Annotated in this window: 9 protein-coding genes and 1 pseudogene; 8 read left to right on the forward strand and 2 right to left on the reverse strand. The window is 71.4% G+C overall.

Features of this window, described 5'->3' with window-relative positions; translation table 11 throughout:
* Together ACFWP5_RS21400 and ACFWP5_RS21405 are read left to right on the forward strand one after the other, a co-directional pair.
* A pseudogene (locus ACFWP5_RS21400) lies at positions 1-478 on the forward strand (hypothetical protein); the annotation flags it as partial.
* Positions 479-719: 241 nt separating this feature from the next.
* The gene (locus ACFWP5_RS21405; RefSeq protein WP_384158778.1) at positions 720-1,448 is read left to right on the forward strand and encodes an HNH endonuclease family protein; all 729 of its coding nucleotides are present in this window, start codon (positions 720-722) and stop codon (positions 1,446-1,448) included.
* Between the two features lie 142 nt (positions 1,449-1,590).
* Here the strand turns inward: ACFWP5_RS21405 and ACFWP5_RS21410 are convergent, their stop codons facing one another.
* Positions 1,591-2,340 carry a hypothetical protein gene (locus tag ACFWP5_RS21410; RefSeq protein ID WP_384158642.1) on the reverse strand — a complete coding sequence of 250 codons (750 nt, stop codon included), beginning with the start codon at positions 2,338-2,340 and terminating at the stop codon, positions 1,591-1,593.
* A gap of 281 nt (positions 2,341-2,621) precedes the next feature.
* Entirely contained in the window at positions 2,622-3,329 is a 708-nt protein-coding gene (locus ACFWP5_RS21415; protein WP_384158644.1) for a hypothetical protein, read from the reverse strand.
* A gap of 248 nt (positions 3,330-3,577) precedes the next feature.
* Here ACFWP5_RS21415 and ACFWP5_RS21420 point away from each other — a divergent pair, with 248 nt between their 5' ends.
* The 6 genes from ACFWP5_RS21420 (at position 3,578) to ACFWP5_RS21445 (ending at position 11,221) form a co-directional block, all read left to right on the forward strand.
* On the forward strand, positions 3,578-5,881 hold the full coding sequence (locus ACFWP5_RS21420) for an N-6 DNA methylase (protein WP_384158647.1): 2,304 nt from the start codon (positions 3,578-3,580) through the stop codon (positions 5,879-5,881).
* 278 nt (positions 5,882-6,159) lie between these two features.
* On the forward strand, positions 6,160-6,807 hold the full coding sequence (locus ACFWP5_RS21425; protein WP_384158650.1) for a hypothetical protein: 648 nt from the start codon (positions 6,160-6,162) through the stop codon (positions 6,805-6,807).
* Between the two features lie 38 nt (positions 6,808-6,845).
* Positions 6,846-8,333 (forward strand): protein kinase, encoded by a 1,488-nt coding sequence (locus ACFWP5_RS21430; protein WP_384158781.1) that lies wholly within the window; start codon positions 6,846-6,848, stop codon positions 8,331-8,333.
* Positions 8,334-8,417: 84 nt separating this feature from the next.
* Positions 8,418-9,245: a glycoside hydrolase domain-containing protein gene (locus ACFWP5_RS21435; RefSeq protein WP_384158653.1), complete on the forward strand. Its 828-nt coding sequence runs from the start codon at positions 8,418-8,420 to the stop codon at positions 9,243-9,245.
* A 179-nt stretch (positions 9,246-9,424) separates the two neighbouring features.
* Complete coding sequence (locus tag ACFWP5_RS21440) at positions 9,425-10,072, forward strand: SurA N-terminal domain-containing protein (protein WP_384158656.1); 648 nt, start codon at positions 9,425-9,427, stop codon at positions 10,070-10,072.
* A gap of 141 nt (positions 10,073-10,213) precedes the next feature.
* Positions 10,214-11,221 carry a nucleoside triphosphate pyrophosphohydrolase gene (locus ACFWP5_RS21445; RefSeq protein ID WP_384158659.1) on the forward strand — a complete coding sequence of 336 codons (1,008 nt, stop codon included), beginning with the start codon at positions 10,214-10,216 and terminating at the stop codon, positions 11,219-11,221.
* Positions 11,222-11,445 lie beyond the last annotated feature (224 nt).

Below are 11,445 nucleotides of genomic sequence, written 5' to 3' on the forward strand. Positions count from 1 at the left end.
CCGCGGCCGCCACGCACATGCGAAGCGGCCTGTGGGTGCAGAACGGCGGCTACGACCCCACCTCCAGTTGTGGCAGGCGGCGACGATCCTGCGCGAACACCGGGGTGACGGCCACCTCGCCGCCCTCCTCGTCGCCGGCCTCGACCCGGTCGAGTCCCTGGTCTCCTTCGCCGCGATCGGAGCAGCCTCCGTCCAGCGCTTCGAGAGCCGGGGCTGGAGCCCGGAGGAGTGGGCGGCGGCACGCGAACGGCTGATCGGCCGAGGCGTCATGGACGACATGGGTACGGCGACGAGGGCGGGCCGCGACCTGCGCCAGGAGGTCGAGCGCCGCACCGACCAACTGGCCGCCGCACCTTGGCGGTTCCTCGGCCGGACCGACATCGACCGACTCGCCGACCTGCTGGGGGAGTTCTGGGTCGCCGTCCTCGGGTCCGGGCTGCTGCCCTCGGAGTCGACGCTGGGCATCGGCAGGGTCTGAGGGGCTTGAGGTCTGGTGGTCTGAGGCAGCGTGAAATCCGGAGCGGAGTAAGGGGAATAGGGGGAGGGGGTGTGGGAAGTCGGTATCTCGGCCGGGCTCCACGGCGGCGATATATGCGAGTTGCGCGCCATGCACCTTTAGATCCCGTATGGCCGTGACGCGTCCGCCGCTACCGTGGGGACCAGGCAATATCCGCCCCTGCAGGGGCGGGGCCGGGTAAGCAAGGGGAGGGGCGCACGTGATGCGTCTGAGGGGTGGGGCGGCAATCGCCGCCTTGGTCATGTTGTCCGTCGCCGGATGCAAGCAGGACACGATGGGAACGGGCGACTCCGGGCCCGGGGCGACGGCCGGCGGAGGCTCCGGCGGGGGCGCGGCCCTGACCGCCGCCGAGTCCCTGACCGTGAAGGGGCGTGCACCGAAGACCGGTTACTCCCGCGAACGGTTCGGCAGCGCCTGGGCCGACACGGACTCCAACAGCTGCGACACCAGGGACGACATCCTCAAACGGGACCTGAAGCAGGTGAAGTTCACCGGCGGCAGCTGCAAGGTGTCGTACGGCGTCCTCGAATCCGATCCGTACTCCGGCAAGGAAGTCACCTACAAGCGCGGTCGCAGCCTCGTCGACATAGACCACATGGTCGCCCTCTCCGACGCCTGGCAGAAGGGCGCCAAGTACTGGGACGCCAGCAAGCGCATAGCTCTCGCCAACGACCCGCTCAACCTCCTCACCGTCGACGCCAGCGCCAACCGCAGCAAGGGCGACGGCGACACGGCGACCTGGGTGCCGCCCAACAAGGCGTACCGGTGCACGTATGTCGCCGCGCAGGTCGCCGTGAAGAAGAAGTACGGGCTGTGGGTCACTTCGGCGGAGAAGGCCGCGATGGTGAAGGTCCTCTCCACCTGCTCCAAGCAGGCCCTGCCGACCGGGGGCAACCCGACGAACGCGCCGGCGAGGTTCCACGCGAACTGAGGTGACGCGGGATCGACTTGACGGCCTCGACTTGACGGCGGGACGAGGCGGCGTGAGTGAGACGGTCTCTCGATCCCAACGTGTGGCTACGGCACGTCCAGTGAACGTGCCGTAGCCACGAGCGACTTGGTGGCTCAGTCGCTCAACTGCCCAGCGCGTCCAGGTCCAGGATCTTGCCGGTGGGCTTCTTCGCCGGCACCGGCTTCTCGTACTCGCTGAACGTGAGCGTCCCCGGGTCCTTCGCGGAGACGCTGTCGATGCGCAGCACATACGGCTTGCCCTCGGTCGCCACGTACAGCGTGTAGCTGTCCTTGCCGTCCTTCTCGTGCAGGGCGATCGCCGGAGTGCCGTCGAGGATGGTCGTCTTCCCGCGGGTCGCGCCCGAGTTGCCGTCCGCGGCGCCGCCGAGCACCGAGTTCAGGTCGCAGAAGCTCGCGATGTCCTTGGCGTCCTTGCCCTTCGCGGACATCTTGGTCCACTTCCCGGCCATCATGTCCACGACCGCATCGGTGTCCGCCTTGGACTCACCGTCGCTCTGCGCACGCAGGAACGCCTCGTCGTACTTCATGTAGATGGTGTCGCCGGTCTTGACCAGGTCGGCCTTGCCCTTGCCACCCATGCTCATCGTGCCGGCGCACTCGCCCTTCTTGCTCAGCGCCATGTCGATCACGATCGTGCCGTCGCTCGCGTCGTCGGGTATGTCGCCCTTCAGTCGTAGCGACGAGGCGCCGGTGGTGGCGGTCAAGGACCGGTCGGCGATCTCGCCACCGGTCAGCCCGGCGAACGGTCCCTTCGGCTTGCTGTCCGCCTTGTCCTCACCGGGCAGGCACCCGGTGAGTCCCGCGGCGGCCACGGTGGTGAGGCAGAGAGCGGCAAGTGCGGTACGACGCATGGCAGTTCCTTGGTGAAGAGGTGAGCGGTGAGAGATGAGGGGGGTGCCCCGAATCGGGGTCCGGAGAGGCGCAGGGCGGGCCGACGGGCAGAGATGGGCCTACGGCCAGACGGGCGCGCGTGTGGCAGACGGATGCGTGCCGCCGGTCCTGTCGGCGCGGGGTGTCGCCCGGGAGGCCATGCCCCGTTGCGCGGCGAGAGGGCGGCGAGAGGGCGGCGAGAGAGCGGCGAGGAGGCGGCGAGAGTGGTGAGAGGTGTCAGCCCGACCAGAACGTCAGAGCGTCAGGCCGTCTTCTTCCAGTTCTTGCAGCCGGTCGTCTTGAAGTAGGCGTCCTTGCTGCTGATCGTGACGACGGCCGTGCCGGTCACGTTGTCGTTCGCGAGGATCGAGTCCAGGCCGTGCTCGGCGTCCTTCGTGCGCTCCCAGTAGCACAGGTCGTCCGTGTTGCCGGTGGACTTGTAGGTGCCGGGGGCGATGTCGACGCCGACCTTGAACATGCCGCCGTCGCCGGCGATCTTCGTGGCGGGGGAGCCCTGCGCCTTCGCGTCGACGGCCTCCCAGTCCTCGCAGCCGCTGGACTTGAAGATCTTGTCGGTGGCCTTGACGGTGACGTAACTGGCGCCGCTCACATTGTCGTTGGCCAGCAGCGAGTCCGTGTCGCCGGAGGCGTCCTTGGCCCGCTCCCAGTAGCACATGCCGTCGGTGTTGCCGCTGGTGCGATACGTGCCGGGCTTGACGTCCGTGCCGACCTGGAAGTCGCCGTCCCCGTCGAACGCGGCCTTCTTCGTCTCGACGGCCTCGGTCGTGCCCGAGCCCTTCTTCTTGCCGGCGGCCTGGTGTTCCGCGGACGCCGAAGAGCCCTTGCCGTTGCTGCCCGAACCGTTGCCCGAACCACTGTCCGCACCGCTGCCGCCGGCGTTCGCCGACACGACCCCGATGACGACGACCCCCACGACGGCGCCCAGCGCGACCTTGCCCTTCATCCCCATGGCTGTCCCCTCCCCGATGCGGCGACCGCCTCCCTCTGGCGGTCGCTCGTTCGCTGGGTCAATAAGAGCAGAGGCTGTGAACCGAGTCAACACGATTCACGAGATGTGGTGTGTACACGGCCGTGAAGGGGTAGATCTTGCACGCGTCGGTATGCTCGGCGACACAGACGGACGGCAGGCGCAACGCGGACACAGCGCAGAGACAACGCGGACGCGACGAGGCCGGTGCGACGAGGGGAGTGGGGCGAGTGCAGGACAACGCGACAGAGGTGACCGCCGCCGGTATCGCACGGCTCGCCGGCGTCGGCCGTGCCGCCGTCAGCAACTGGCGCCGCCGCCACGCCGACTTCCCCAAACCCGTCGGCGGCACCGAGACCAGCCCCGCCTTCGCCCTCACCGAGATCGAGTCCTGGCTGCGCAAGCAGGGGAAACTCGCCGAAGTCCCGCTGCGTGAACGGGTCTGGCAGCAGCTGGTCGGCCACCCCGAAGGCCCGGTCACCGCCCTGGTGTACGCCGGCTGCGCCCTGCTGCTCATCCATGAACGCCCCACCGTCTGGCTGGACGTGAGCGCCGGTTCGGACGAACGCCTGGCCGCGATGCTGCCCGGCGCGCTGGAGCAGGTGATCGTGCCGCGCTTCGGCGCGGTGCGTGGACGCGGTGTTCACAGGGGGCGAGAGGAGAGCGCCGCGGCGGCTGTGAACACGCAGGCCTCCGCGTCGGTCTCTGCGCAGGCCTCCGTGCACACCCCGTCAGCCGCGAACGCTGTGAACACGCCGAACACGCACGCCGCCCCGAACACCCCGAACGCTGTGAACACCCCGGCCAGCCCGGTAATCCCCCCGGCCCCCGTGAACACCGCACCCCCTGTGAACACGGCCCCGCCCGCGAACACCGCCCCCACAGTTCACACACCGCCAGCCGTCCACACCCCCACCGGCCCCCAGCTCCTCCCCTCCGCCCCCCTCCTCCGCGGCACCGCCGAACTCGCCGCGGAGCTGGGCGCACGCCAGACGTTCGAGTTCCTGCTCGGGCGGCACCTCGACGCCAACCCGCGCCAGTACACGCTCACCCCGACCGAACTCGCCCGCATCATGGCCGAGTTGGCGGGCCCGGCCGGTACCGCGCTCGACCCGGCCTGCGGTACCGGCGCCCTGCTGCGCGCCGTCACCCCGCGCCCCGGCCAGGAGCTGTACGCCCAGGACGACGCCCCCGACCTCGCCGCGCTCACCGCGCTCCGGCTCGCCCTGCACGCGCGGGTCACCGTGCGCGGCACGGCCGGGGACACGCTGCGCGCCGACGCGTACCCGGCGCTGCGGGCCGACGTCGTCCTGTGCCATCCGCCGTTCAACGAGCGGAACTGGGGGCACGACGAACTCGCCTACGACCCCCGCTGGGAGTACGGCTTCCCGGCGCGCAACGAGTCCGAGCTGGCCTGGGTGCAGCACGCGCTGGCCCGGCTCAAGGACGGCGGTACGGCCGTGCTGTTGATGCCGCCGGCCGCGGCCTCCCGGCGTTCCGGTCGCCGGATCCGCGCCGACCTGTTGCGGCGCGGGGCGCTGAAGGCGGTCGTAGCGCTGCCGATCGGGGCTGCGGCGCCGCACAACATCCCGTTGCACCTGTGGGTGTTGCGGCGGCCGGAGCGGGCGACCGCGCAGCCGGAGGTGCTGCTGGTGGACACCGGGCGGTTCGCCACCGAGGGGCGGGGCGGGCCGGACTGGCAGGCCGTGCGGGGCGTGGTGCTCGACGCCTGGCGGGCGTTCGACCGGGCGGGGCGGCTGGACGACGAGCCGGGGCTGGCGCGTTCCGTGCCGGTCATCGAACTCCTCGACGACGACGTCGACCTGGCCCCCGCCCGCCACCTCCCGCCCGCCACCGCGGCCGAGGGCGCCGACGAGCTCACGGCCGTGCGCGAGCGGCTCGGCGAGACGCTCCGGCTGACCGCCGACCTCACCCCGCCGCCCGTCGACCACTCCGCCGAACCGGCACAGCCCACGCGCTGGCCGCTCACCACGATCGGTGAACTCGCGCGCGGGGGCGCCCTGGTGATGCGTACCGGCGGAAACGGCGGCCACGCGCGTGTGCCCGTTCTGACCGACCACGACGTCCTCGCCGGAACGGCCCCTTCCGGAATGCTCCCGGAGAGCGACGAGGACGCCGTCCTCACCGAGCCGGGCGATGTCGTCGTCCCGGTGCTCGGCGGCGGTTCGATGGCGCGCGTGATCGACGACACGACCCAGGGCGCCGCCCTGGGCCGCAGCCTCGTACTGCTGCGGCCCGATCCCGGCGCGCTGGACCCGTGGTTCCTCGCCGGTTTCCTGCGCGGCACCGCCAACAACCGCCAGGCCAGCAGCTACGCGTCCACGGCGACCCGACTCGACGTACGCAGGCTCCAGTTGCCGCGCCTCCCCCTGGACGAACAGCGCCGCTACGGCGCCCGGTTCCGCGCCCTGGAGGACTTCGAGCGGGCGCTGCGGCAGGCGGGCCGGCTCGGGGAGCAGCTCGTGCGCGGCATGTACGACGGCCTGACGGACGGCACGGTCACACCCGACTGAGGCGAGCCCCCAGAGCGACCGGGACCGTCCACCCCCGTTGCCCGCCTCGTCCCGGAAGGCCCCGCTCCGCGCCCGCCCGATCGCACCCGACCGCACCTGCGACGTCGTACGAAGTGATCAGCACGACAACGGTTCGGTACAACCCGGGACCGGTTGTCGGTGTCGGCCTATACGCTCGAAGCGACAATCGCACGACCGCTGTTGTCCGCGCGCCGAACACGCGCCGGACCGACGGCGGTCGCGGCACCGTACGTCCTCCCAAGGCACCAGGAGCAGCCATGCAAGGCCACGGCTACCCGCAGCCGGCGAAGCCACCGCCGCCCACCGGGGCGCTGGTCGTCCTGCGCGTGCTGTTCGTGGGGATCTCGGTGTTCAGCATCGGGTTCCTGGCCTGGACGATGCTCCTGCGGCTGGCCATCGTCACCCGCAAGTCCCTGGACTGGGGCCTGCTCGTGGCCGCGGCGGCGGCGGACGTGCTCAGCATCGTGCTGCTCGGCTCCGAGCCCGGCGAGGAGGTCCACACCACCGGCGGCTATCTGGGCATCACCCTGCTCCTGGGCACCCTGATGGCGTCGGTCGTGTACTACCTGGCGGCGGACATACGCCACTTCCAGAAGCTCCGCCAGGGCGGCTACGGCGGGCAGCGGCCCCCGGCCGCGGCGTACGGCTATCCACAGTCCTCGCAGCCGGACCGGCCCCCGTCGCCGTACACCGCGACGACCACGCCGCAGCACACCCCACCACCGATACCCCACACGCCCGTGCCGCAGCAGCACACCCCACCGCCCATGCCCCACACGCCCGTGCCGCAGCAGCACACCCCGCCGCCGGGGCAGCGCCCCGCGCCCGCCCGTATCGACCAAGTGCGGGCCGAGCTGGACGAGTTGAGTGACTATCTGCGCAAGCACGACGAGGGCGGAAGGTGACCGTGGCGGCGGGACGGGTCGTCGCGGACCGCTATGAACTGTCCACGCTGATCGGGCAGGGCGGCATGGGCCAGGTCTGGACGGCGTACGACCGGCGGCTGGACCGGCGCGTGGCGGTGAAGCTGCTGCGCCCCGACAAGGTGGCCGGCCAGGAGGCCGACGAGCTGCGCCGCCGCTTCGTGCGCGAGTGCCGGGTGACCGCACAGGTCGACCACCCCGGGCTGGTCACGGTGCACGACGCGGGCAGTGAGGGCGAGGAGCTGTTCCTCGTCATGCAGTACATCGACGGCGCCGACCTCTCCGACCACCTCGCCGAGCAGGACCCGTACCCGTGGCAGTGGGCGGTCGCGGTCGCGGCCCAACTGTGCGCCGTGCTGAGCGCCGTGCACGCCGTGCCGATCGTCCACCGCGACCTGAAGCCGCGCAACGTGATGGTGAAGCAGGACGGCACGGTCACCGTCCTCGACCTGGGCGTCGCCTCCGTCATGGACGCCGACACCACCCGCCTCACACACACCGGCACGCCCATCGGATCGCCCGCCTACATGGCGCCCGAGCAGGCGATGGGCGGCGCGGTCGGCCCGTACACCGACCTGTACGCGCTCGGTGTGGTGCTGCACGAACTCCTCAGCGGGGACGTGCCGTTCGCGGGTTCGACGGCGCTCGGCGTGCTGCACCGGCACCTGTACGAGCCGCCGGTGCCCGTCCGCCGTATCCGCCCCGAGGTCCCCGAGTCCCTGGAGGCGCTCGTCCTGCGCCTGCTCGCCAAGGACCCGCAGCACCGGCCCGCCTCCGCGCAGGAGGTCTACGAGGACCTCGCACTGCTGCTGCCCGCGCGCGGGATGCCCACCGGGGCGCCGCTCGACCCCACGCGCCCCTTCCTGCGCCCGCACGCCCCCTGGCCGGACCGCGCCCGGACCCCCGCGTCGCAGCCCGCCCCGCTCGCGCCGCCCGCCGCCGGGAAACCCGATGTCGCCGCCGCCGTGGACGAGGTCAAGCGGCTGCTCGGCGAGGGCCGTATCACGCAGGCCGTCGACATCCTGGGCGCGATCCTGCCCACCGCCGCCGAGCAGCACGGCGTGCACTCCCCGGTCGTCCGCACGCTGCGCAAGCAGTACGCGGCCACGCTCATGGACGACGGCCAGTACCGGCGCGCGCTGCCCGAACTGCGCCGCCTCGCCGACGAACGCGCCGCCGAGGCAGGCCCGTCCGATCCGCAGTCCCTGCGCTACCGCTACGAGGCCGCCCAGTGCCTGGAGTCGCTCGGCGACCCGGCGGCGGCCCTCGCGGAGTACCGCGCGCTGCTGCCGTACTACGAGAACCAGTACATGGCCGGCGACCCCGAACTCGCCCACGAGGTCCGCCGCCGCATGGGCCACCTGTTGCTCGCACTCGGCGACCGCGGCGCGGCCCACGAGACCCTCGCCCGCCTCCTGGTCGACGTCGAACGCCGTCACGGCCCCGGCCACCCGCTCGCGGCGGACATCCGGCGGACGCTGCAATGGCTGGGGCAGGTGCGCGGCTAGCGCGACCGGCGGCTAGATTTTGCCCAGCACGCGCGCGTCGCGCGCGACACCAAGCACATAGACACCAGGGGTGGGGTTTTCTTCATGTCCAACCATCGGCAGTCCAGGAAGCGCAGATACATCACCTGGGGCGTCGCCGGTGCCGCCGTCGTCGCCGGCGGCGGTATCGCCGCGCAGACCTCGATGGCCGCCACCGCCTGGCCCGCCCAGAAGACGTACACCGGCCGCGCCTTCGACACCTGCGCCGCGCCCTCCCTCGCCGCGATGAAGGCCTGGCACACCGACGGCGCCTACGGTGCCGCCGCCGTCTACATCGGCGGTAAGAACCGCGGCTGCGGCCAGCCCAACCTCACCGCGTCCTGGGTCAAGTCCCTCAGCACGGTCGGCTGGAAGTTCATCCCGCTCTACGTCGGCTCCCAGCCGTCCTGCGGTTCCGGCGGCTCGGTGAAGATCAGCGCCTCCACGGCCGCCTCCGTCGGCAAGTCCGAGGCGGACGACGCGGTGACCAAGGCCAAGGCCCTCGGCATCAAGGCCGGCAGCCCGATCTACCTGGACATGGAGTCGTACGACACGACGAACACGTCCTGCAACAACGCCGTCCTGACGTACGTCCGCGCCTTCGACAAGGAACTGCACGCCAAGATCTACCGCACCGGCTACTACGGCTTCACCAGCTCCAGCGCCAAGGCGATCGCGACCGCGACCAACAAGACGGACCTGCCGGGCAACCTCTGGTACGCGCTGTGGGACAAGACGTACACCACGACCTCGGACTGGCCGTGGGGCTCCACCCAGTTCACCAACCACAGCCGCGCCCACCAGTACATGGTCAACAGCAAGGAGACGCGCGGCGGTTACACGATCACGGTGGACCGCGACGCGTGGGACGCGCCGGTGGCCATCACCGGCTGAGCGCGGGGGAGCCCGTAGAAGTTGACGCGGGCGGGCTTGCGGGGCCCACGCGTGCGTGCCGGTGCCCGAAGTCCTGGTGAATCGTTGGTCGAATGGGTTGGCCCCGGGCGACCCACTGCCTAACATCGATCACCGCAAGACTTTGTGCACCGTCGCACAATCTCCAACGGGAGGTTCCCTTGCACCGCCGCCGTCGCACCGCGCTCGTCCTCACCGCCGTGATCGCCGCCGCGGCCCCCGCCCTGACCGCCTGCGGAAACGACGCGCATCCAGGCGCGGCGGCCGTCGTGGGCGGCCGGCGCATCACCGTCGCGCAGCTGGAGAGCAGGGTCAACGAGGTGCGCACGGCCCAGCGGTCGGCCGTACAGAACGAGGCACAGTACGAGCGGGCCATCGCCACCACCGGCGGCCTCACCCGCGAGACGCTCTACGGCATGGTCTTCGACCAGGTCGTCCACCGCGCCGCGCAGGACGCCGGAGTCACCGTCACCCGCAAGGACATCCAGGACATGCGGGCCGGCCTCGCCCAGCAGGCGGGCGGTTCCAAGGCGCTGGAGGCGACCTGGCTGGCCCAGTACGGCGTCCCCCCGCAACGCCTCGACGAGAACCTCCGCCTCCAGGTGGAGGGCCGCAAACTCGCCGTGAAGCTCGGCACCGACACCACCCAGCCCGCCTTCTGGAAGGCCCTCTCCAAGGCCTCCAAGGAACTCCACGTCGACCTCAATCCGCGCTACGGCACGTGGGATGTGGCCAAGAGCAGCCGGGTGGACGCGAAGACGCCGTGGGTGCGCGAGGTCACTGCGGCGCAGACGCAGAAGTCGGCGTAACGGTACGGCGCCCCCGCAGACCGGTGGAGGGAAGGCCGGTCTGTGGACAACGGGGATGCGCGCACGCCTGCGGACAGCAGGGGTGCACGGCGGCCTGTGGATAACTCCGGGGCTGTCGGCGGCGTGGGTTACGTTCGGAGGGTGAACGCAACCAGTCCCGCCCTCGAAGGCACCCCCGGCCGCATCGTCCTGCTCACCACCAGCCACCGCGTCGCCCCCGGCCTGCTGTCCTGGCCCGCCTGGCAGGTGCTGCGCGACGCCGACCGGGTGCTGTGCGCGGACGGCGCGCACCCGCAGCTGCCGTATCTCCGCGAAGCCGGGATACGGGTGGACGAGGCGTCCCCGACCGCCGAGGAACTGGTCGCCGCCTGCGCGGGCGGCTCCACGGTGGTGGTCGTCGCCACCGGAGAGGGCGAGCCCACCCTCACCGACGGCCTGGCCCGCCTGGCCGGCTCGGGCCGCGTCCAGATGCCGGACCTGGAACTGCTCCCCGCCTCCTACGACCTGCCGGGCGCCCGCCTCCTGGACCTCGTCCAGGTCATGGACCGTATCCGCGCCGAGTGCCCGTGGTCCTCCCAGCAGACCCACAAGGGCCTGGCGAAGTACGGCATCGAGGAGGCGTACGAACTCGTCGAGGCGATCGAGGAGGGCGACCGCGACGAACTGCGCGAGGAGCTGGGTGACGTCCTCCTCCAGGTCGTCTTCCACGCCCGCATCGCCGAGGAGGATCCCGACACCCCCTTCTCCATCGACGACGTGGCCGCCGGCATCATCACCAAACTGATCCACCGCCACCCACACGTCTTCGGCGACGAGACGGCGTCAACTCCCGAAGAAGTCAAGGCACATTGGCTGCGCACGAAGGCCGAGGAGAAGCGCCGCACCTCCATCACCGAGGGCATCCCCATGGGCCAGCCCGGCCTCGCCCTCGCCTCGAAGCTGGCATCACGCGTGCGTACGGCGGGACTTGAGGTGCCGTTGCCGACGGGGGACGACGGCATCGGGTACGAGTTGCTGGCGCTGGCCGTGCGGGCGGAGGCGGACGGGGTCGATCCGGAGGCGGCGTTGCGGGCGGCGGGGCGGGCTTATCGGGATGCGATCAGGGAGAGGGAGAGAGAGGCCGGCACCGGGACTGTGACCGAAGGCTGACTCGGCGGCCGTTCGACTCAGTACCTTTGGCGTGGAGCCGTTGGGAAGTGCGGGGGCGAACGTGGCGACGGATACCGTCAAGGAGTGACCAACCAGCCCAGCCACCCCACCCCCCCGCACCCCCGGGGCCCCCCCCCCCGAACGGAGACCCGGGGGATGGGCCCCCAACCCAACCCCCACCACCCCCAGGTGCCCCCGGACGCCCCCCCGGACACAAGACCGGA

Source organism: Streptomyces sp. NPDC058469 (genome assembly GCF_042721125.1).
In the GTDB taxonomy this organism is placed as follows: Bacteria; Actinomycetota; Actinomycetes; order Streptomycetales; family Streptomycetaceae; genus Streptomyces.

Excerpts from the sequence above, each read along its gene's own strand:
- ACFWP5_RS21410 (WP_384158642.1), bottom strand. The coding sequence starts at position 2,340 with ATGCGTCGTACCGCACTTGCCGCTCTCTGCCTCACCACCGTGGCCGCC.
- ACFWP5_RS21405 (WP_384158778.1), top strand. The coding sequence starts at position 720 with ATGCGTCTGAGGGGTGGGGCGGCAATCGCCGCCTTGGTCATGTTGTCC.
- ACFWP5_RS21425 (WP_384158650.1), top strand. The coding sequence starts at position 6,160 with ATGCAAGGCCACGGCTACCCGCAGCCGGCGAAGCCACCGCCGCCCACC.
- ACFWP5_RS21435 (WP_384158653.1), top strand. The coding sequence starts at position 8,418 with ATGTCCAACCATCGGCAGTCCAGGAAGCGCAGATACATCACCTGGGGC.
- ACFWP5_RS21415 (WP_384158644.1), bottom strand. The coding sequence starts at position 3,329 with ATGGGGATGAAGGGCAAGGTCGCGCTGGGCGCCGTCGTGGGGGTCGTC.